Annotated in this window: 21 protein-coding genes; 4 read left to right on the forward strand and 17 right to left on the reverse strand. The window is 60.8% G+C overall.

Annotated features, from left to right (window positions below; all coding sequences use genetic code 11):
- The first annotated feature begins 100 nt into the window (after positions 1 to 100).
- Complete coding sequence (locus B0919_RS15335; protein WP_078013162.1) at positions 101 to 1,162, forward strand: Ldh family oxidoreductase; 1,062 nt, start codon at positions 101 to 103, stop codon at positions 1,160 to 1,162.
- Positions 1,163 to 1,268: 106 nt separating this feature from the next.
- Here B0919_RS15335 and B0919_RS15340 read toward each other — a convergent pair whose 3' ends face one another.
- Positions 1,269 to 2,111, reverse strand: coding sequence for a murein L,D-transpeptidase catalytic domain family protein (locus tag B0919_RS15340; protein WP_078013163.1), 843 nt, complete (start codon positions 2,109 to 2,111; stop codon positions 1,269 to 1,271).
- A gap of 238 nt (positions 2,112 to 2,349) precedes the next feature.
- Between B0919_RS15340 and B0919_RS15345 the strand changes: the two genes are divergently transcribed.
- On the forward strand, positions 2,350 to 4,725 hold the full coding sequence (locus B0919_RS15345; protein ID WP_078013164.1) for an alpha-amylase family glycosyl hydrolase: 2,376 nt from the start codon (positions 2,350 to 2,352) through the stop codon (positions 4,723 to 4,725).
- Between the two features lie 70 nt (positions 4,726 to 4,795).
- Here the strand turns inward: B0919_RS15345 and B0919_RS15350 are convergent, their stop codons facing one another.
- Positions 4,796 to 5,449, reverse strand: a complete 654-nt coding sequence (locus B0919_RS15350; RefSeq protein ID WP_176133067.1) for a murein L,D-transpeptidase catalytic domain family protein — start codon at positions 5,447 to 5,449, stop codon at positions 4,796 to 4,798.
- A 282-nt stretch (positions 5,450 to 5,731) separates the two neighbouring features.
- On the opposite strand from B0919_RS15350, the gene hscA reads away from it, so the two are divergent.
- Positions 5,732 to 7,594, forward strand: a complete 1,863-nt coding sequence (gene hscA / locus B0919_RS15355) for a Fe-S protein assembly chaperone HscA (RefSeq protein WP_078013166.1) — start codon at positions 5,732 to 5,734, stop codon at positions 7,592 to 7,594.
- 61 nt (positions 7,595 to 7,655) lie between these two features.
- Here the strand turns inward: hscA and B0919_RS15360 are convergent, their stop codons facing one another.
- On the reverse strand, positions 7,656 to 8,273 hold the full coding sequence (locus tag B0919_RS15360; RefSeq protein ID WP_078013167.1) for a YdeI/OmpD-associated family protein: 618 nt from the start codon (positions 8,271 to 8,273) through the stop codon (positions 7,656 to 7,658).
- A gap of 65 nt (positions 8,274 to 8,338) precedes the next feature.
- Between B0919_RS15360 and B0919_RS15365 the strand changes: the two genes are divergently transcribed.
- On the forward strand, positions 8,339 to 9,544 hold the full coding sequence (locus B0919_RS15365; protein WP_078013168.1) for an anhydro-N-acetylmuramic acid kinase: 1,206 nt from the start codon (positions 8,339 to 8,341) through the stop codon (positions 9,542 to 9,544).
- Between the two features lie 5 nt (positions 9,545 to 9,549).
- Here the strand turns inward: B0919_RS15365 and B0919_RS15370 are convergent, their stop codons facing one another.
- From B0919_RS15370 to rplO, 14 genes are all read right to left on the reverse strand, one after another.
- Positions 9,550 to 9,993, reverse strand: a complete 444-nt coding sequence (locus B0919_RS15370) for a hypothetical protein (protein ID WP_078013169.1) — start codon at positions 9,991 to 9,993, stop codon at positions 9,550 to 9,552.
- Between the two features lie 89 nt (positions 9,994 to 10,082).
- Complete coding sequence (locus B0919_RS15375; protein WP_078013170.1) at positions 10,083 to 10,397, reverse strand: FtsB family cell division protein; 315 nt, start codon at positions 10,395 to 10,397, stop codon at positions 10,083 to 10,085.
- Positions 10,398 to 10,439: 42 nt separating this feature from the next.
- Complete coding sequence (locus B0919_RS15380) at positions 10,440 to 11,561, reverse strand: CARDB domain-containing protein (protein ID WP_217701037.1); 1,122 nt, start codon at positions 11,559 to 11,561, stop codon at positions 10,440 to 10,442.
- A 118-nt stretch (positions 11,562 to 11,679) separates the two neighbouring features.
- The gene (gene eno / locus B0919_RS15385; protein ID WP_078013172.1) at positions 11,680 to 12,951 is read right to left on the reverse strand and encodes a phosphopyruvate hydratase; all 1,272 of its coding nucleotides are present in this window, start codon (positions 12,949 to 12,951) and stop codon (positions 11,680 to 11,682) included.
- A gap of 274 nt (positions 12,952 to 13,225) precedes the next feature.
- Positions 13,226 to 13,798 (reverse strand): 50S ribosomal protein L17, encoded by a 573-nt coding sequence (gene rplQ, locus B0919_RS15390; RefSeq protein ID WP_078013173.1) that lies wholly within the window; start codon positions 13,796 to 13,798, stop codon positions 13,226 to 13,228.
- A gap of 153 nt (positions 13,799 to 13,951) precedes the next feature.
- A complete protein-coding gene (locus B0919_RS15395; RefSeq protein ID WP_078013174.1) occupies positions 13,952 to 14,941 on the reverse strand; it encodes a DNA-directed RNA polymerase subunit alpha in 990 nt (329 codons plus the stop codon).
- A gap of 103 nt (positions 14,942 to 15,044) precedes the next feature.
- Entirely contained in the window at positions 15,045 to 15,650 is a 606-nt protein-coding gene (rpsD, locus tag B0919_RS15400) for a 30S ribosomal protein S4 (protein WP_078013175.1), read from the reverse strand.
- A 92-nt stretch (positions 15,651 to 15,742) separates the two neighbouring features.
- Positions 15,743 to 16,135, reverse strand: a complete 393-nt coding sequence (gene rpsK / locus B0919_RS15405; RefSeq protein ID WP_078013176.1) for a 30S ribosomal protein S11 — start codon at positions 16,133 to 16,135, stop codon at positions 15,743 to 15,745.
- Between the two features lie 78 nt (positions 16,136 to 16,213).
- Positions 16,214 to 16,591 carry a 30S ribosomal protein S13 gene (gene rpsM, locus B0919_RS15410; RefSeq protein WP_059072190.1) on the reverse strand — a complete coding sequence of 126 codons (378 nt, stop codon included), beginning with the start codon at positions 16,589 to 16,591 and terminating at the stop codon, positions 16,214 to 16,216.
- 21 nt (positions 16,592 to 16,612) lie between these two features.
- A complete protein-coding gene (gene ykgO / locus B0919_RS15415) occupies positions 16,613 to 16,729 on the reverse strand; it encodes a type B 50S ribosomal protein L36 (RefSeq protein ID WP_034256541.1) in 117 nt (38 codons plus the stop codon).
- 10 nt (positions 16,730 to 16,739) lie between these two features.
- A complete protein-coding gene (infA, locus tag B0919_RS15420; RefSeq protein ID WP_078013177.1) occupies positions 16,740 to 16,958 on the reverse strand; it encodes a translation initiation factor IF-1 in 219 nt (72 codons plus the stop codon).
- The gene (gene map / locus B0919_RS15425; RefSeq protein ID WP_078013178.1) at positions 16,936 to 17,742 is read right to left on the reverse strand and encodes a type I methionyl aminopeptidase; all 807 of its coding nucleotides are present in this window, start codon (positions 17,740 to 17,742) and stop codon (positions 16,936 to 16,938) included. The genes infA and map overlap by 23 nt, the downstream gene beginning before the upstream one ends.
- A gap of 3 nt (positions 17,743 to 17,745) precedes the next feature.
- Positions 17,746 to 19,059 (reverse strand): preprotein translocase subunit SecY, encoded by a 1,314-nt coding sequence (gene secY / locus B0919_RS15430; protein ID WP_078013179.1) that lies wholly within the window; start codon positions 19,057 to 19,059, stop codon positions 17,746 to 17,748.
- 16 nt (positions 19,060 to 19,075) lie between these two features.
- Positions 19,076 to 19,522: a 50S ribosomal protein L15 gene (gene rplO, locus B0919_RS15435; protein ID WP_078013180.1), complete on the reverse strand. Its 447-nt coding sequence runs from the start codon at positions 19,520 to 19,522 to the stop codon at positions 19,076 to 19,078.
- Positions 19,523 to 19,529 lie beyond the last annotated feature (7 nt).

A 19,529-nucleotide genomic window follows, 5' to 3' on the forward strand; every position in this document is an offset into this window, starting at 1 on the left:
CCTCCCTCCTGCTGCCGCTCTTTCGCTTTCCATTCTTACCCCGCGGGTTCCGCTGCGGCAGCCGTTGCCACAGCCTCCGCGCACTTAGCCGCACGTCGTTTTGACTTTCGCCTACCACCGCCTGTTTGCTTTTGCCGAAGGTGTATTTCGGGCCATGGGCTGCCCCGAAGAAGACGCCCGCCAAGCCACTGAAACCCTGCTGTCCGCCGATTTGCGCGGCGTCGATTCGCACGGCGTAGCCCGCCTGAGCGGCTACGTGCGCCTGTGGGAAGCCCAGCGCATCAATGCGGCGGCGCGCATCGGGGTGGTGCACGAGACGCCCAGCACCGCCGTCATCGACGGCGACGCGGGCCTTGGGCTGGTGGTGGCCCCGCATGCCATGCGCCTGGCCATCGAGAAGGCGCGGGTAGCGGGTACGGGTTGGATAGCCGTGCGCAACTCCAACCACTTCGGTATTGCTGGCTACCACGCCATGCTGGCCCTGCCCCACGACATGATTGGCATTGCCCTCACCAACGCCTCGCCGTTGGTAGCGCCTACTTATTCGCTGGAACGGCTGCTGGGCACCAACCCGATTTCCGTGGCCATTCCGGCCGGCGAGCAGCCGCCTTTCGTGCTGGACATGGCCACCACCACGGCCGCGCAGGGCAAGATGGAAATCCTGGAACGCAAGGGCCTACCCGCGCCCGCCGGCTGGATTCAGGATAAGGACGGCAACCCCAGCAGTAACCCTACCGAGACGCGCAACGGCGGTGCACTGGTGCCGCTGGGTGGCGAAACCGGCTCGCACAAGGGCTACGGCCTCGGTGCTACCGTCGACATTCTGTCGGCTGTGCTGTCGGGTGCCAACTACGGGCCGTGGGTACCGCCCTTCGTGGCCTTTCTGCAACCGCCCTCCGACCCAGTGGGTCAGGGCATCGGCCACTTTTTCGGCGTCATGCGCGTGGATGCTTTCCGCCCCGCCGCCGAGTTCAAGGCCCACATGGATAAGTGGATCGAAACGTTCCGCCAGGCCCGTAGCGTACCCGGCCAGCAGGTGCTCATCCCCGGCGACCCGGAGCGCCGCATGACGGAGGAGCGGCTGCTCAATGGCATTCCGCTGCTGCAGAAAGTGGTGGACGACTTGCAGACTGTGGGCGAGAAATTCGGCGTGACGCTGTAGCCGCTACTCATCGTTCAGCCAGATGCAAAAAGCCCTGCCGACTGCGTCGGCAGGGCTTTTCCCTCTTTTCACATTTATCAACGCGTAAACATCCGATTAGGCGAAATCAGACCTGTTGCACGGTCGGGTCGGCCAAAAACTCCTGCATGGCCATGTTAGCGTCCAAGTAGTGCGACTGGTAGCTCGGGTCGTTGCCATTCAGGAACAGGCAGCTGCCTTTGCCCAGCGTGTCGATGATTTGGGCGTATTGGTCCATGGGCAGGGCCGGGCAGCCGAGGCTGCGGCCCAGACGGCCAAACTGCTTGATGAAGTCTTCGCTTACGTAGTCGGCGCCGTGCATTACCACGGCCCGCTCGCGGGCGTTGTCGTTGAAGCCCAGGTCCACGCCATCCAGCTTAAGCGAACGGCCGTGCTTGCCGGTATACTCCGCGTCGGTGACGTAGAAGCCAAGGCTGCTCATGTTGGACTCGTTCTGGTTGGAGAAGGTGGTGGCTACGTTCTCGCCCGAGTTGTGCCCGTGGGCCACCAGGGTGTGAAACAGCACCTGCTTCGAAGCCAGATCCAGCACCCACAGGCGCTTTTCGGTCGAAGGCAGGGTGAAGTCAGCTACGGTCAGCAGCTGGCGCGCAGGGTCAAGCTTGCCTTCCGCACGCATGTTCAGGTAACCGGTGTAGGCTTTCTCGAACACGGCTAAATCCAGGCCCTGCTGCTCCAGCCCCAGGTCGTCGTAGAGGCGGCGCGTGCTTTGGGCAAACAGCGCAGCCTGCACGGCCTGCGAGGTCGGGAGCTTCTGAACCGTCTGGTGGCCGTGCGCCTGGGATGAGCGCACGGGACCGGCCAGCGGCGTCGCCAGGAACAGCGACGCAACGAAGGGCAGCGTCCGGCGGGCAATGCGGCGGGCGTGGGCTTTCAGGCGAAGGCGGCGGACGACGTTATTGTGCTTTTCCATTGCAAGTTCGTTTCGGCAGCTAAAGGCTTGAGGCCTTGTATTACCTGTATACGAGGCGCATCCCATATAGGCTACGACAGATATTCAACAGGCGCGGGCGCCGGATGATTCCCTCCGGAAATTAAAACCGCGCCGACAATTGACGTAGCTAAATAAATTCCACAACTTACTTACCCGGCCCGGCGTATGCCGCCCCGGTTTCGTCCTTTTTCCCTTACCCATTCCCACAACTCTACTCATGCTAAAAATCTGGCGTACCGCGTCCCGTCTGGGGGCGCTGGCCGCAGTCGGCTTGGCCCTGCTGCTGGGCCCGGCCGCCCAGGCACAATCCAAAGTCGTCCTCCAGGGCTTCTGGTGGGACTACTGGAACTCCAACTACCCCAACGGCTGGGCTAACTACCTGGCCGAGCTGGCCCCGCGCCTGAAAGCCATGGGCGTGGATGCCGTCTGGATTCCGCCGAGCATCAAAAACGGCAATCAGGGCAACGGCTACTCCCCGTTTGACCAGTACGACCTCGGCGACAAATACCAGAAGGGCTTCGTGGGCACGCGCCTCGGCACCAAAGACGAGCTGTTGCGCATGGTAGCGGTGCTGCACGCCAACGGCATCGAAGTGGTGCAGGACGTGGTACTCAACCACGTTGATGGCGCCGGCTCGGCATCCGGCGCAGGCGGCCAGGACCCCGCCGCCTGGGAGGACTACAGCACGAGCAAGTACAAAAACTTCCGATACGTATCCTATAACACTCCAGCGTCGGCGGAGGATGCCACAAACTACCTCTCCCGCTCGGGGCGCTGGCCCAAGAACTGGCAGAACTTTAACCCCAACCCCGGAAATAATTCAACTTCCGGTGACTGGAACGCGGTGTATTTCGGGCCCGATGTGAGCTACTATTCCGGCTCCTACGGCACCTCCTCCAACGCCACGTACAACCCCGCTCAGACCTCGGACTACATGCGCGCCCAGGCCCGCAACTGGCTGATCTGGTACAAGAAGCAGGTGGGTTTCGATGGCGTGCGCCTCGACGCGGTGAAGCACTTCCCGGACTTCGCCACCGAGGACTTCCTCTATAACCTGCAGAGCAACGCCGGCTGGGCTTCGGGTGGTGCCGGCATGTTTGCCGTGGGCGAATGGGTAGGCGGCGGCAGCCAGCTCGACCAGTGGTGCACCAATGTGCAGAACCGCGCCGGCACGTTCGATTTCGGCCTGCGCAACGGGCTGTACAACATCATCAGCGGCGGCGGCAACTTCGATATCGGCACCCTGCCCGGTTACCAGCAGGGCACGCGGGTGGTCAACATCAACGGCGCGTACGTGCACCGCACGGTGCCCTTCGTGAACAACCACGACACCTTCCGCCCGCAGACAAGCAGCACCGGCAACTACACCGGCTGGAACACCGGCTCGGAGCTGGCCCCGCACATCGACCCGTTCGACCCGCGCCTCTCGGCCGCCTACGCCGCGGCGCTGGCCCTCGACGGTTCGCCGCAAATCTTCTTCGAAGACCTGTTCAACGTGGGCAACACCGGGAAGCGCTTCTCGCACCGGCCCACCAGCACCGCCGACCTGCCCACGCGCTCGGACCTGGAAAACCTGATCTGGTGCCACCAGAACCTGCGCTTCAAGGACGGCGCGTACAAGGTGCGCTACCAGGCCGCCGACCACCTCGTCATCGAACGCAGCTCCAAAGCCCTTATCGGTATCAACGACAACTACTCCAGCTGGCAGAACAATATCGTCTCCTGCGACTTCGCCCCGGGCACCGTGCTGAAGGACTACTCCGGCGCCAATGGCACGACTACCGTGACGGTGAGCAGCGCGCAGACGGTGGCCATCAACACCCCGCCCTGCAACGGCACCGCTTCGGGCGGACGCCGCGGCTACTCGGTGTGGGCCCCGGTGAACATCGGCACGAACTACGTGCGCGCCGCCATGAGCACCACGCAGGAGTGGGAGCTGGCCGACGACCTCGGCGACCGGGACAGCCGCTCCCTGGGCCAAGGCGGACAGCTGCCGGCTGCTTCCACGGCTTGGCGCACGGCGGGCCGCATTTATGTGGGCGCTGGCAAGACAGTAAGCTATAATCTGTTCCCGTCCGATGGCACCCGCTCGTTGGTGGTGGCCCTGTTCAACGCGGCCGGTACGCAGGTTAGCAGCGCTTCGGGCACCGGCACGCTCACGGGCTCGTACACGCCCACGGCCGATGGCTGGATTACGCTGAAAGCCCGCCAGAACAGCACGGCCAACCCCGCGCAGAAGGCTTTCGTGAAGGCTACATATACCGCGCCGGCCACTATCAACACCGCCACCGCCGGCCGCAGCGCCACTGTTACGGCAGGCACCGAGGCCAAGCTGGCTCTCGATGCCGATCTGCAGATCTACCCGAACCCGGTTAGCGCCGACCGCATCGAAATGACCTTGGTCTCGCCGCAGGAGCAGCCCGTGACCGTGCGCCTGCACGACCTCACCGGCCGCCTCGTGCACCAGCAGGCCCTGAAGCTCTACCCCGGCTCAACGACCACGCGCCTGCAACCGGCCCAGCAGCTGCCGGCCGGCGTGTACACGGTCAGCGTGCCTGAGCTGCACCTCACGCGCAAGCTGGTGGTGAAATAACGCAAGGCCCCGCACAATCAAAAAAGCCGCTTCCGAGTATCGGAAGCGGCTTTTTTAATAATGAAGTGGCTCAGGGAGTCAGGTAGGCCGACTGATAAGCCGGATCGGGGCCGTAGATGAACAGGCAGCTCCCGGCTTTCAGGCTGCCGATGATGGCGCGGTACTGCGTAGGCGGCAGCGCCGGGCAGCCGCGGCTGTTGCCCAGCTCGCCGTGCTGCTGCAAATACGCTGCGCTGGCGTAGTCTGCCGCGTGCAGCACCACGTAGCGGTCCAGGGCGTTGCTGTTCTGGCCCTTGTCCAGCCCGTGCAGCCGCCGCGACAGGCCGTGCTTCCCCTGATACGTGTCGCCGGTGCGGTAGAAGCCCAGCGCCGTGCAGGCCGATTTCAGCCGGTTGGAGAAGCGCCGGGCGCGCAGTGCACCCGAGCCGCGCCCGTGCGTGACGTGGCTGTGCTGCAGCAGGCGGCCTTGCTTGACGTCGATAACCCACAGCCGCGGCTCCGACGACGGCAACTCCATATCGGCCACGGCCAGCACCGGCGGGCCGCTGAGCCGCCGCAGCCGGCGCAGGCGCTGAAAGCCCACGTAAGCCCGCTCTAGCACCGCCGGACGCAGGGTAGCGGCCTCGGTGCCCAGCGCAGCGTGCAGGCGCTGCACCTCGCGCCGCAGCGAGTCCGGTACGCCCGCTAGCGGCGTCAGCGGCTGCGGCTGCAACGAATCGGGCAAGCCCGGCAATAGCTTCGGCGGGACCGGCTGCGTACTAGCTACTGGGGCCGCGGTGGCCTGCGCAGGGGCCGGACCGCTGCGGCTCACTTCCGATGTAGCCGGCGGCTGGCAGCCCGGCAGCACGCCGATCAGCAGTCCGCATAACCCGAGCCCTAGTGTTGCTGTTGTGCTGCGCATACACGGCAAAGATACAGCCGCCGACCGGGCGGCGGTTTCCGTTGTACTTTTGCGCCCCCGGCGCAGCCGTCCGCCACTCGGCGGACGCCGTTCTGAGCATTTAATATGGCCAAAGTTTCGATCAACCTGTCAACCGGCGCCCTCCAGCAGGAGGAAATCATCGTCGGCATCGACCTGGGTACCACCAATAGCCTCGTCGCCTACATCCACCCCGAGTCGCGGCAGCCCATTGCCATCAACGACCAGGGCCGCGGTACCATCGTGCCCTCGGTGGTGTACTTCCCCACCGACGACTCGGCCCCGCTCGTGGGCAACGAGGCCAAGGGCTACCTCGAAACCTCCCCGGAGCGCACCATCTACTCGGTGAAGCGTCTGCTCGGCAAGAGCTACCGCGACCTGGGCACCCACGCCGGCGAGCTGGGCTACAAGGTTATCGACGACGACTCGGAAGGCCTGGTAAAAATTCGGGTAGCCGACCGCTTCTACTCCCCCATCGAGCTGTCGAGCGAAATCCTGAAGGAGCTGCGCGCCCGCGCCGAGCACGCCCTGAAGACGCCCGTCAACAAAGCCGTTATCACCGTGCCGGCTTATTTCAACGACTCGCAGCGCCAGGCTACCCGTGACGCTGGCCGCCTGGCCGGGCTGGAAGTGCTGCGCATCGTCAACGAGCCTACGGCTGCCGCACTTGCCTACGGCATCGGCCTCAATCCTGAGGAAGAGAAGACGGTGGCCGTGTACGACCTCGGTGGCGGCACCTTCGATATCAGCATTCTGAGCCTGCACCAGGGCATTTTTGAAGTGCTGAGCACCAACGGCGACACCTACCTCGGCGGTGACGACTTCGACCGCGTGGTGGTGAACCACTGGGTGCACCGCCACGAGCTGCAACACCTCGTGGCCAACGATGCCCAGCTCAAGCAGCGCCTGCGCCTGCTGGCCGAGCAGGCCAAGCGCCACCTCAGCCAAAACGAGCAGTTCGGCGCGGCCCTCAACGCCGAAACCAACCTGACGCTGACCCGCGCGGAATTCGATGAGCTGATTCGCCCGCTGGTAGCCCGCACCATCGAGAGCTGCCGCCAGGCGCTGGCCGATGCCAAACTCACGGCCGATAAACTCGATGCGGTGCTGCTGGTGGGCGGCTCCACGCGTGTGCCGCTGGTGTATGATTCCGTGTCGGCATTTTTCGGGCAGCCGGCCAACGCCTCGCTCAACCCCGATGAGGTCGTAGCCCTGGGTGCTGCCATTCAGGCCGACATCCTGGCCGGCAACCGCCGCGACATCCTGCTGCTCGATGTGACGCCGCTCACGCTGGGCATCGAAACCATGGGCGGACTGATGGACCCCATTATTCCGCGCAACTCCAAGATTCCGACCAAAGCGGGCCGGCAGTACACCACCTCCGTAGATGGGCAGGTGAACATGAAGATTTCGGTGTTTCAGGGCGAGCGGGATTTGGTGAAGGAAAACCGCAAGCTGGCCGAGTTCGACCTGCGCGGCATTCCGGCCATGCCCGCCGGCCTGCCCAAAATCGACGTCAACTTCATCCTCAACGCCGACGGCATCCTGAAAGTCGAGGCCATTGAGCTGCGCTCTGGCACCCAGCAAAGCGTGGAAATCAAGCCTCAGTACGGCCTCACCGACGACCAGGTGGAGCAGATGCTGATGGACTCGCTCACCCACGCCAAGGACGACGTGGCCGCTCGCATGGTTATCGAAGCCCGCACCGCCGCCGAGCAGATGCTTTACCAGGTGGACCGCTTCGTGCAGAACAACGGCCAGCACCTCACCGAAGAGGAAATCACCCAGACGCGCCAGAAAGCCGAGGTACTGCGCCAGACGCTCGGCTCGGGCGACAAGGACACCATCTACCGCGCCGTCGATGACCTGGAGGAGCTGACGCGCCCCTTCGCCGAGCGCGTGATGCAAATCAGCATCAAGCAGGCCATGTCAGGTAAAAAGATCATCTAGCCGCCCATTTTGGCAACTATGCGCACGGCGCCGCAGCTTCCGGTTGCGGCGCCGTGCTGCTTTACGAGGCCTGTTGGCGTCGGCTGGCTTGCGCCTGCAGTAGCGTTTGGTTGGCCGCGGCCATCTGCACGATATCAGCGACGCGGCGCGCCCGCGTGTCGGGGCGCTTGGCGCTGAGCAGCCACTGCAGCAACATCTTGCGGTTGCTAGTGCTGAAGTCCTCAAAATTGCCGCGGGCGGCTTCATTGGTTGCCAGCGCCTCAACCAGATCAGCGGGCACCTCCAGGTTTTCGGAAGCGTCGATGGCCGTCCAGCTGCCGTTTTGCTTGGCCACCTCGATGGCGTGCAGCCCAGCCGGCTGCATAAGCCCCGCGGCGCTCAGCCTTTCAATATGCTGCTTGTTGATCTTAGACCACACGCTGCGTGGCTTGCGCGGGGTGAATACCTGCTTGTAGCGGTGCTCGTCGATGGTGTTGGCCTTGGAATCAACCCAGCCGAAGCACAGCGCTTCCTGCACGGCCTCGGCCCAACTGATGCTGGGCTGCCCGCTGCTCTTTTTGTGGTACACCAACCACGCGCCCGCGGCTGTGGCGTGGTTTTCTTCCAGCCATTGCCGCCACTGCTGGCGGTCGGCGGCCGTTACGTGGGGCAGGTCAGCGAGGAGGACTTTCGGAGGCATGGCAACGGCATTGACGGATGCTAAATATAAGCCGGGCGGCCGCGGCGGCGCTACCTTAGCCGCTGATGAATGCTCACCTCGCCCACCTCTACCAGCTGGCCCAGCAGCCCAGCCGCCGCATCATCGGCCTGATGTCCGGCACATCCCTCGATGGCCTCGACGTGGCTCTGTGCCACCTCGAAGGCAGCGGGCCGGCCACGCGCCTGACGCTGGAGCAGTTTTGCACCATGCCCTACCCCGACGAGGTGCGCACGCGGGTGCGGCGCGTGTTTGCCCAGGCTGAGGTGTCGCTGGAGGAATTGACCTTGCTCAACGCCTGGTTGGGCACGCTGCACGGCCAGCTGGTGCTCGATTGCCTGCAACAGTGGGGCCTCACGGCAACCGCCGTCGACCTAGTAGCTAGTCACGGCCAAACGGTATACCACGCGCCGCAGCACCAGCACCAGCGCGCCGAATACCCGCTCAACGCCACGCTGCAAATCGGCGACGGGGACCACGTGGCCGTGCGCACCGGCATCGTCACCCTTAGCGACTTTCGCCAGAAGCACGTAGCCGCCGGCGGCGAAGGTGCCCCGCTGGCCGTGTACGGCGACTACCTGCTCTTTTCCGATCCGCAGGAAGACCGGCTGCTGCTCAATCTGGGCGGCATTGCCAACTTCACCTACCTGCCCGCCTCCCTCGATGCCAGCCAGGTTTTCAGCACCGATGTCGGCCCGGGCAACACGCTGCTCGATGCCTTCGTGCGCGAGTACTACCCCGGCCACAGCTACGACCCCGACGGCCGGTTTGCCGCCGCTGGCACGCCCAACCAGCCCCTGCTGGCTGCCCTGCTCGATCATCCTTTCTTCGCGGCTTCGCTACCCAAAACCACCGGCCCCGAGCTTTTCAGCCCCGCCTACGTGCGCGCGGCCCAGCAGCGCAGCGGCACCTTGGCGGCGTCACCGGCCGAGCTGCTGGCCACCCTCACCAAATTAAGTGCCGAAGGTATTGTCCGTGCGGCCCAGCAGGCCTTCGGCCCGACACCAGCGGCCACCGTGTACGCCAGCGGTGGCGGCATGCACAATCCGGTGCTGATGGCCGCTATCCGGCAGCGTCTGCCGGCCTGCCGCTTCAGCACCACGCAAAGCCTTGGTGTGCACCCCGATGCCAAGGAGGCAGTGCTTTTTGCCGTGCTGGCCAACGAAGCCCTGGCCGGTTCGGCCGTGGCCATCGGTGCGGGGCGCCAACGGGTGCCGGCGGTACACCTGGGGAAGATTTCTTTGCCGGCCTAAGCCTTTCAGCGCACTTTACCGGGTACCAGCCGGAACTCCAGCACCTTGGTAGCCGCCGAGTCGCGGAAAGTCACGTCCAGCTGCACCGGCGCGGCCTTGGCCGAATCGCTTTTGAAGGTGAAGGCGTAAAACCAGCGGCTATCCTCGTTTTCGCCTAGGCGCAGGCCCAGCCGGTACAGCTCAATGCCCACACCGGCTTGCTGGCCCTGCTGATAGATCGGCTGCGCGGCCGCCCGAAACTGCCGCGGCGTAGTAACGGTCTGCACTTCGGGCGCCAGCAGCGCGTAGGCTTGCGCGTATCGGCCTTGCAGAATAGCCAGTAAAAAGCTTCGGGCAATAAAGCCCTGTTTGGGCGGCGTAGCCCAGGCAGCGGTGCCCAGCAACCACAGCCCGGCCAGCAGGCCAAGCTTTCTGAAAAACGCCTTGCTCGGCGCAGCGGGAAAATACATGTGCTCGTCTAACGCACATTCCACGCCAGAGTAGCAGTTTGATGCTTGGCGCTTCAGGTTACGCTGCCGGTTTGCCCCGGCCGGCCGCCTTATTCTTCTTCTGCTGGTACCAGCAGAAACACATCCTCACCCGGGCGCTTCATCACGTACTTCTCGCGGGCAAACTTCTCCAGCATCTCGGGGCTGCTCAGCAGCTCCGCCCGGTCCTGTTTCACTTCCTCGATCTTGCCGGTATAGTATTCCTTCTGCTCCTGCAGTTCCCGGTACTTATCGAACATCTCGTACTGCTTCAGCAGGTCGTTGGCGTCGAACAGCAGCATCCATATCAGAAAAGTCAGCCCGGTGAGGAAGTAGAAGCTGCGCAAAAAGCGCGGAACGCGGTTGAACAAGTTGGCGAGCTGCATGGGCAAACGGCTGGTTACTGCAAAGTACGGGCTTTTGCCGCCTTATTGCACCAGCAGCCGCTGCCGCCCTTGTAGCTGGTCGCCGGCAAATACTTCCAGCAGGTATTGTCCGGGCGCCATGCCATCTACATTCAGCTGGCTTGCGCTGCCGACCAGCGGCTGGACTTGCCGCCGCAGCACTTCCTGGCCTAGCGTGTTGCGCAGCACCACCGTCACCGGTTTTGCCTGCAACACCTCTTCCAGTTCTATATGCAGAGGCTGGCCGCCTACCACTGGATTAGGGTAAACCTGTGCCGCAAACGGCTTCTGCGCCCCGCGCGCCGCCGTGACGCCGCCAGTAACGGTAATGGCCAGTGCCCGGCTGTTGTTGTTCTCATTCGACTCAGCAATCCGGTTCAGGTGGTCTGCCACAATCAGGATATAGTACCTGCCGGGCCGCGTGCTGGCCGGCACCGTCAGCACGGGGTTGGAGGTGATAGTGCCGGTGCTGCCCCCTGAGCTATTGCCGGCCAACGCTCCCGTGGCGGAAGTGCCCAGTACCACGTCGCCAGGAGCCAGCACGGTATCCGCCGACAGGTAATAGCCCAGTTCCACGTTGGGGCTACTGCCCACCCCGTAGTTGCTGATGAAGGTAAATGCCCCCAGGCTGCCGCCCGCCGGCAGAGCGTTAAACGAAATGGAGGGCCGCCACAACGCCAGATCCGGCAATTGAGGTGCCCCGCCTACCGCTACGGTGACAGGCGTCGTCAGTACGTTGTTTTGCTCGTTGCTTTCCCGCTCCATATCCAGCGGATCAGCCACAAATACCACGTGGTAATTGCCTGCTCGCGTCGCGGCCGGGATGGTGACGTTGATAGTCAGCGTCGCAGAAGTTGTCGAGCCGAACAAATTGGTCCCTACCGAATTCAGGTACACGTCAGTCCCATCCCAGGTATTGTCCGCCGACAGATAAGCACCGATAAAGGCAAACTGCGCGGCGGTACCCAGTGTGCGAATGGTCGCAGAGAGTTGGTAGTTGGCACCGGCGTACACGGTGCTTGGGCAAGAAATAGGCGTCGTTACTACTAGATCCGGCTGCGCCTGGGTCCGCGCCGATAGTCCCAGCCAGCTGAATAGAAGCAGCAAGAGCACTCGGCTGACTTGTGAAGTAAACAATCTATTCATGCGGTGATGGGTTTTGGAGTAGTAATAGCTTGGTAAAGTTGGGGATAAACCTCTGTAAGCACAACAAAGCCGGCCCATCTTGCGACGAGCCGGCTTTGCCTTGCTAGGTACGCCCAGCTTACATGTTACGGCCGGGGAAGTAAGCCACTTCACCCAGTTCCTCCTCGATGCGGAGCAGCTGGTTGTACTTGGCCATCCGGTCCGAGCGCGACATCGAGCCGGTCTTGATCTGGCCGGTATTCAGGGCCACGGCCAGGTCGGCGATGGTGCTGTCCTCCGTTTCGCCCGAGCGGTGCGACATGATGCTCTTGTACTTGAAGCGGCGGCCCAGGTTCACGGCATCGATAGTTTCCGACAGTGAACCGATCTGGTTCACCTTAATCAGGATGGCGTTGGCCACGCCCTGGTCGATGCCCTGCTGCAGGCGCTTCACGTTGGTCACGAACAGGTCGTCGCCCACCAGCTGCACCTTGTCGCCCACGGCGTCGGTCAGCTGCTTCCAGCCGCTCCAGTCGTCCTCGTCCAGGCCGTCCTCGATGCTGATGATGGGGTACTTGCGGGTCCACTCGGCCCAGTAGTTCGCCATTTCCGAAGAGGTCAGCTTATCGCCGGTGCTCTTCTTGAAGTGGTAGTAACCATCGGAGTAGAACTCCGAAGCGGCAGCATCCAGCGCAATCATCACGTCGTCGCCCGGCTTGTAGCCCGCGGCCTCGATGGCCTGCAGCACTACTTCGATAGCGGCTTCGTTCGATTCAATGTTCGGGGCGAAACCGCCTTCGTCGCCCACGTTCGTGCTAAGGCCCTTCTTCTTCAGCACCGATTTCAGGTGGTGGAAGATTTCTGAGCCCCAGCGCATGGCTTCCGTGAACGACTTAGCGCCCACCGGCATAATCATGAACTCCTGGAAATCAATCGAATTATCGGCGTGCGAGCCGCCGTTCAGGATGTTCATCATCGGCACCGGCAGCGTGTTGGCGCCCACACCGCCCACGTAGCGGTACAGCGGCATCCCGGCTTCCTGCGCGGCGGCGCGAGCGGCGGCCAGCGAAACGCCCAGAATGGCGTTGGCGCCCAGGTTAGCCTTGTTCGGCGTCCCATCCAGCTCCAGCATGATGCGGTCCAACAGAGCCTGCTCAAACACGGAGAAGCCTACCAGTTCCTCGGCAATCTTGCTGTTCACGTTGTCGACGGCCGTCAGCACGCCCTTGCCCATGTACTTGGACTTGTCGTCGTCGCGCAGTTCCACCGCTTCGTGCTTACCAGTCGAAGCGCCTGAGGGCACCGCGGCGCGGCCTACCACGCCGCTGTCGGTGGTCACATCTACTTCCACGGTCGGGTTACCGCGCGAGTCAAAAATTTGCCGGGCGTTGATGGCGGCGATGATGCTCATAATCGGAGAATGAAAAGTGAATCGGGCCTGACCAGCCCATGGGGAATCAGTCAGCAAGGCCCGTCCCACACGGGCCCAACGGCAAAGAAACACAAGTGCCGGGGATTAGCCTACGCAGCATTTCAAATCAACCGTTTGCGTCAGTCCAGAGCGGTGAAAAAACTCTTATGCCGAGCGCAACCGAGGCCTCTCAGACGAAGCGCAAGAGTCACAACAAAAAGGGACGGCCCGTGAGGAGCCGTCCCTTTCAACTCTAAGCGCCGAAGCGCCGCAATTACGAAGCCGATTCCTCGGTGTTCTCCTCGCGGGTTTCGCCTTCCTTCAGCGTGTCGGTAGCCGTGTCAGCCGGAGCCGACGTTTCTACCTGCGTGGTCGAAGCAGCGGGAGCGACCGTGGTAGCAGCACCTTCCTTCTTAGCACCACCACGACGCGAACGGCGGGTCGTAGCCTTGGCTTCGCCAGCCGACTTAGCAGCCAGCAGAGCTTCGTTGTAGTCCACCAGCTCGATTACGCACATATCAGCGTTGTCACCGGCACGGCCGGCGCTCAGCTTGATGATGCGGGTGTAACCGCCCGGACGGCCGGCAATTTTGCCAGCTACTTCGCCGTACAGCTCCTTGATGGCTTCTTTGTTCTGCAGTTCAGCAAATACGATGCGGCGCGAGTGCGTCGTGTCGTCCTTCGAGCGGGTCAGAATCGGCTCTACGTACTTACGCAGTTCCTTCGCCTTAGCCGTCGTCGTCGTGATGCGCTTGTGCAGGATCAGCGAGATGGCCAAGTTCGACAGCATGGCGCTGCGGTGGGCAGTAGTCCGGCCCAGGTGGTTGTCTTTTTTACCGTGACGCATTGGTCAAGAAAAGTTAGTGGTATGCTTGCGGACGACGACCACGGCGGACCGAAGCCTCATTAGAACCGTCGCCCCGTAGGGCACACCGAGAAGTGTGAAAAAGTAAAAAGGATGAATGAGCCGAGGGTGTCAACTCATTCATCCCCAAAGATACTAGTCTTCTTCCAGACGGAACTTAGCCACGTCCATACCGAAGTGCAGGCCCTTCTCTTCGACAAGGTTCTCCAGCTCGGTCAGCGACTTCTTACCGAAGTTGCGGAACTTCATCATGTCGGCCAAGTCCAATTGCACCAGGTCGCCGAGGGTCTTGATATCGGCAGCCTTGAGGCAGTTGTACGCGCGAACCGACAGGTCCATGTCCTGCAGCGGGGTCTTGAGGACCTTGCGCATGTGCAGCGTCTCTTCATCCACGCTGGTCTCCTCTTCGGCCTTGGCCGTTTCGAAGGTCATCGTGTTGTCCGAGAACAACATGAAGTGTTGAATCAGGATGTTGGCAGCGCCTTTCAGCGCGTCCTCGGGGTGAATCGAGCCGTCCGTGTGGATTTCCAGCAACAACCGCTCGTAGTCGGTCTTCTGCTCCACGCGGGTGTTTTCGATGCTGTACTTCACGTTCTTGATGGGCGTGAAGATGGCGTCGATGGCAATCTGACCAAAAACTTGATCAGCCGGCTTGTTTTCCTCGGCGGGTACGTAGCCACGGCCCTTCTGAACCGTAAACTCGAACTCCAGTGAGGTGTTCGTGTCGATGTTGCAAATCACCAGCTCCGGGTTCAGCACCTGGAAGCCGTTGGTGAACTTGTTGATGTCACCAGCGGTGAAGGAATCCTGGCCGCTGATGCGCACCGTGATTTTGTCTTCGATGACATCGTTGATCTTCTTGAACCGAACTTGCTTCAGGTTCAGGATGATTTCCGACATGTCCTCGATAACGCCTTCGATGGTCTGGAACTCGTGCAGCACGTTGCTCGTGCGGACCGAGGTAATTGCGTACCCCTCGAGCGACGACAGCAGGATGCGCCGCAGCGCGTTGCCGATCGTCACGCCGTAACCCTTCTCCAGCGGTTTAAACTCAAACGTTCCGTAGAAGTCGTCGGATTTCTCCATCACGACCTTCTCCGGCATTTGAAAAGCGAGAATTGACATAGATGCGGATGTAAGGGATGTTGAAGGAAGAAGTCAAGCCAATGCAGGAGCCGGCCGCTGCCAATGGGGCTTCCCAGGCAGCGGCCGGCTCTGCAGCTCAGGCTTACTTCGAATACAGTTCGACGATCAGCTGCTCCTCGATTTTCTCGGGGATCTGGTCGCGCTGGGGCGTCGAGATAACCTTACCGGTCAGCTCTTTGGCGTCCCACTCGAGCCAGCCAAACTGACGGGCGTTGCGCACCGACAGGCTGTTCGTGATTACTTCCAGCGACTTCGACTTTTCGCGCACGGCTACGATGGTGCCGGGCTTTACGTGGTACGAGGGGATGTTAACCACCTCGCCGTTCACGGTGATGTGCTGGTGCGACACAAGCTGACGGGCAGCGCGGCGCGTCGGGGCGATGCCCAGACGGTACACCACGTTGTCCAGACGCGTCTCCAGGAAAGCCAGCAGGTTTTCGCCGGTGATACCGGGTACACGAGCGGCTTTGTCGAAGAGGTTAGCGAACTGCTTTTCCAGTACCCCGTAGAGGTACTTTACTTTCTGCTTCTCCATCAGCTGCACGGCGTATTCCGACTGCTTCTTGCGGCGGCCACGGCCGTGCTGGCCCGGAGGATATGCTTTCTTGGTGAGTGCCTTGCTCGGGCCGAAAATGGCTTCCCCGAAGCGACGGGCAATCTTGGTTTTGGGGCCGGTATAACGTGCCATTCTAGAGAGGTGATTTTTCTGGGAAGAAAAGAAAACTGCCTGGCCACCCTAGCTCCCTCACGGGGCGGTAGCGGCCACGCGTCTGCCGTTACTCAGACGCGGCGACGTTTGGGGGGACGGCAGCCGTTGTGCGGCAGCGGAGTCACGTCGCGGATGGTCTGCACCTCAATACCCATGTTCTGGAATGCACGGATAGCCGACTCGCGGCCAGCACCCGGACCTTTCACGAACACTTCGCACTTGCGCATGCCCAGGTCGTAGGCTACTTTGCCGCAGTCTTGGGCAGCGGTTTGGGCGGCGTAGGGCGTGTTCTTCTTCGAACCACGGAAACCCATTTTGCCGGCCGAAGCCCACGAAATCACCTGGCCGTTGTTATTCGTAACCGAGATGATGATGTTGTTAAACGAAGCCTTGATGTGCACCTGACCGGTTGCTTCAACCTGGACGACGCGCTTCTTGGCTTTGTCTTTTCTCTTTTGTGCCATTTGGTTATCGCAAAAAAGGCGAGAGGTGTTGGCGGCAGTTGGAAAGTCATGAAGGCCCGCCGCCGATTCCCGCTATGATTATTTCGTAGCCTTCTTTTTGCCGGCAACGGTTTTCCGTTTGCCTTTGCGGGTACGCGAGTTGTTCTTGGTGCGCTGACCCCGAACCGGCAGCCCTTTGCGGTGACGGAGGCCACGGTAGCAACCGATGTCCATCAAACGCTTGATGTTGAGCTGAACTTCCGAGCGCAGCACACCTTCCGTCTTGTATTCCGAAGCAATGATGCTACGGATTTCACCCGACTCGGCTTCCGTCCACTCGCTAACCTTTTTGTTCAGGTCAACACCTGCTTTCGTGAGGATAGCGGCGGCCGACGAACGACCGATGCCGAAGATGTAGGTGAGGGCGATTTCGCCGCGCTTCTTGTCCGGGATGTCTACCCCTGCAATACGTGCCATGTTCTTCCTATTGCTTGTTGATTAGCCCTGACGCTGCTTGTAGCGGGGGTTCTTCTTGTTGATCACGTAAAGCTTCCCTTTACGGCGGATCACCTTGCAGTCGGCGCTGCGCTTTTTCACCGAGGCTTTGACTTTCATGTCCGGGGGGTTATTTGTAACGGTAAACGATTCGCCCCTTCGACAAATCGTAGGGCGACATTTCGAGCTTCACCTTATCGCCGGGCAGAATCTTGATGTAGTGCATGCGCATCTTTCCGGAGATGTGCGCAATCAGCTGGTGCCCGTTTTCCAGTTCCACTCGGAACATGGCATTAGACAAGGCTTCCAGGATGGTTCCGTCCTGCTCAATCGATGACTGTTTGGCCATAAGGCTGCGAGGTCTGCTGTAACGCTTTTTCTATGTGGGCGAAAGAGGTTAGTATCTCCGCTTTATTCTGACGAACCACTACGGTGTGCTCGAAATGCGCCGAGGGCTGGCGGTCTTTGGTCCGGATGGTCCAGCCGTCCTGTTCCTGCACTACAGCTTTGCCGCCCAGGTTCACCATCGGTTCGATGGCTATAACTAAACCGCTCTGCAGTTTCAGGCCCGAGCCACGCTTGCCGTAGTTTGGCACCTCGGGCTTCTCGTGCAGGCTCTTACCAAGGCCGTGCCCAACAAGTTCCCGAACCACCGAATATCCACGTTTTTCCACGTAGCTCTGGATGGCGTAGCCGACATCACCCATACGGTTGCCAGCGACGGCTTGCTCGATGCCCTCGTACAAGGACTGCTTCGTAGCTTCGAGCAAGGCTAACACTTCCGGTTTCACCTCCCCTACTGGGTAGGTATAGGCGCTGTCACTGTGGTAGCCGTTGAGCTTCACGCCCGCGTCTACCGAAATGATATCGCCGCTTTTCAATACATGGTTACCGGGAAACCCGTGCACTACCACCTCATTGGGCGAAATGCACAGGCTGTATTTGAACCCGTTGTAGCCCTTGAAAGAAGGAACGCCGCCGTGGTCTCGGATGAATTCCTCGGCGCGCTTGTCCAGCTCCGCCGTGGCAATCCCTTCCCGGATCATGCCGGCTACTTCCCCATGGGCACGAGCCAGCACATCAGCACTGGCTCGGATCAATTCGATTTCTTCTTCGCTCTTGTACAGGATCATGGCTTAGGAGGCCAGCGCAATGTTTTGCGTCCGTCCTTTCAGCTTGCCCGTTTTCATCATCCCATCGTAGTGGCGCATGAGCAGATAGCTTTCAATCTGGTTCATGGTATCTAGTACCACACCCACCATAATGATGAGCGATGTGCCACCATAGAAGGCTGAGAACGGACGAGTGACCCCAAATAACAATGCAATGGCCGGAAAGATTGCAATCAGGGCCAAAGCCACTGCTCCAGGCAAGGTAATGTGGGTCAGTACTTGGTCGATGTACTCGGAAGTAGCATCACCAGGCTTAACGCCCGGCACGAAGCCACCGCTGCGTTTCAGGTCATCAGCAATTTGCTTCGGGTTCACACTAATGGCGGTATAGAAGTACGTGAACAGAATGATCAGTACTGCAAACCCCACGTTGTGCTGCCACGAAGTGTAGTCCGAAAACTTTTGCCCGATGTAATTAGCCGTTTCGCTATCCTTCCATGCCGAGGCAGCAATGGCTGGCACGAACATCAGCGATTGGGCAAAAATGATCGGCATTACGCCGGCTGCATTCACCTTTAGTGGGATGAACTGGCGCTGAGCGTTCAGCTGGCTTACGCCGCCCACTTGCTTAGCGTACTGCACCGGAATCTGACGTACTGCCTGCGTGAGGATGATAACGCCCATTACGATGAAGAACAGCACTGCCAATTCGATGAGGAAAATCAACGAACCACGCATGCCTTTCGCCGCAGCCTCTTGAATGATTGCACCGGGGAAGCGGGAAACGATACCGATCATAATGATCATAGAAATACCGTTGCCGATGCCCTTATCGGTAATTTTCTCGCCCAGCCACATGCAAAACAGCGTGCCGGCCGTGAGAATAATCATCGTCGAAACCGTAAAGAATACGCCGGGATTAACTAGCGCATCTTGGTTCAGCGTAGCAATGAAGCCCACCGACTGCGCCATCACGATAGGAATGGTGAGCAGACGGGTGTACTGGTTGATCTTCTTACGCCCCGATTCCCCTTCTTTCTGCAGCTTCTGGAAGTACGGCACTGCGATGGTCAGCAGCTGCAGCACGATGGAAGCCGAGATGTAGGGCATGATGCCCAACGCGAAAATGGAAGCGTGGCTGAACGCGCCGCCAACTAGGGTGTCGAGGATGCCGAAAATCCCGCCCGACTTAGCGTCGAGACGGGACGGATCGACACCCGGCAGCACGACGTAAGAACCCAGCCGGTAAATGGCGATGAAAAAAAGCGTATTGAGAATCCGCGTACGCAGATCCTCAATCGCAAAAATGTTCTTAATCGTCGTGATAAACTTGTTCATCGCCGGCGTGCTTTGACTACAGGGTCACTGCTTTGCCACCAGCCTTCTCAATGGCTTCGATAGCCGATTGCGAGAAAGCGTGGGCGTGTACTTCCACAGCGGCGGTCAGTTCGCCACGGCCGAGAACTTTGATCTTGGCGTTTTTCGACACCAGACCGTGCTGGATGAAGTAGGCTACATCCATCGTACCCGTAGCCGATTTCTCGTTCAGGGCTTGCAGTACGTCCAGGTTAATACCCTTGTACTCCACACGATTGATGTTTTTGAAGCCAAACTTCGGCACGCGGCGCTGCAGGGGCATCTGGCCACCTTCAAAGCCGATTTTCTTGGAGTAACCCGAACGCGACTTCTGGCCTTTGTGGCCGCGCGTCGACGTACCGCCGCGGGTCGAGCCTTCACCACGACCCAGACGCTTGTTGGTGCGTACCGAGCCTTCAGCGGGCTTAAGATTGCTGAGATTCATGATGAGC

The organism is Hymenobacter sp. CRA2 (assembly GCF_002007105.1).
Lineage (GTDB): Bacteria > Bacteroidota > Bacteroidia > Cytophagales > Hymenobacteraceae > Solirubrum.

What these genes read in the sequence shown, in the direction of transcription:
- B0919_RS15340 (WP_078013163.1), bottom strand. Translation starts at nt 2,111, where the DNA reads ATGGAAAAGCACAATAACGTCGTCCGCCGCCTTCGCCTGAAAGCCCAC.
- B0919_RS15345 (WP_078013164.1), top strand. Translation starts at nt 2,350, where the DNA reads ATGCTAAAAATCTGGCGTACCGCGTCCCGTCTGGGGGCGCTGGCCGCA.
- hscA (WP_078013166.1), top strand. Translation starts at nt 5,732, where the DNA reads ATGGCCAAAGTTTCGATCAACCTGTCAACCGGCGCCCTCCAGCAGGAG.
- B0919_RS15360 (WP_078013167.1), bottom strand. Translation starts at nt 8,273, where the DNA reads ATGCCTCCGAAAGTCCTCCTCGCTGACCTGCCCCACGTAACGGCCGCC.
- B0919_RS15365 (WP_078013168.1), top strand. Translation starts at nt 8,339, where the DNA reads ATGAATGCTCACCTCGCCCACCTCTACCAGCTGGCCCAGCAGCCCAGC.
- B0919_RS15370 (WP_078013169.1), bottom strand. Translation starts at nt 9,993, where the DNA reads ATGTATTTTCCCGCTGCGCCGAGCAAGGCGTTTTTCAGAAAGCTTGGC.
- B0919_RS15375 (WP_078013170.1), bottom strand. Translation starts at nt 10,397, where the DNA reads ATGCAGCTCGCCAACTTGTTCAACCGCGTTCCGCGCTTTTTGCGCAGC.
- B0919_RS15380 (WP_217701037.1), bottom strand. Translation starts at nt 11,561, where the DNA reads ATGAATAGATTGTTTACTTCACAAGTCAGCCGAGTGCTCTTGCTGCTT.
- eno (WP_078013172.1), bottom strand. Translation starts at nt 12,951, where the DNA reads ATGAGCATCATCGCCGCCATCAACGCCCGGCAAATTTTTGACTCGCGC.
- rplQ (WP_078013173.1), bottom strand. Translation starts at nt 13,798, where the DNA reads ATGCGTCACGGTAAAAAAGACAACCACCTGGGCCGGACTACTGCCCAC.
- B0919_RS15395 (WP_078013174.1), bottom strand. Translation starts at nt 14,941, where the DNA reads ATGTCAATTCTCGCTTTTCAAATGCCGGAGAAGGTCGTGATGGAGAAA.
- rpsD (WP_078013175.1), bottom strand. Translation starts at nt 15,650, where the DNA reads ATGGCACGTTATACCGGCCCCAAAACCAAGATTGCCCGTCGCTTCGGG.
- rpsK (WP_078013176.1), bottom strand. Translation starts at nt 16,135, where the DNA reads ATGGCACAAAAGAGAAAAGACAAAGCCAAGAAGCGCGTCGTCCAGGTT.
- rpsM (WP_059072190.1), bottom strand. Translation starts at nt 16,591, where the DNA reads ATGGCACGTATTGCAGGGGTAGACATCCCGGACAAGAAGCGCGGCGAA.
- ykgO (WP_034256541.1), bottom strand. Translation starts at nt 16,729, where the DNA reads ATGAAAGTCAAAGCCTCGGTGAAAAAGCGCAGCGCCGACTGCAAGGTG.
- infA (WP_078013177.1), bottom strand. Translation starts at nt 16,958, where the DNA reads ATGGCCAAACAGTCATCGATTGAGCAGGACGGAACCATCCTGGAAGCC.
- map (WP_078013178.1), bottom strand. Translation starts at nt 17,742, where the DNA reads ATGATCCTGTACAAGAGCGAAGAAGAAATCGAATTGATCCGAGCCAGT.
- secY (WP_078013179.1), bottom strand. Translation starts at nt 19,059, where the DNA reads ATGAACAAGTTTATCACGACGATTAAGAACATTTTTGCGATTGAGGAT.
- rplO (WP_078013180.1), bottom strand. Translation starts at nt 19,522, where the DNA reads ATGAATCTCAGCAATCTTAAGCCCGCTGAAGGCTCGGTACGCACCAAC.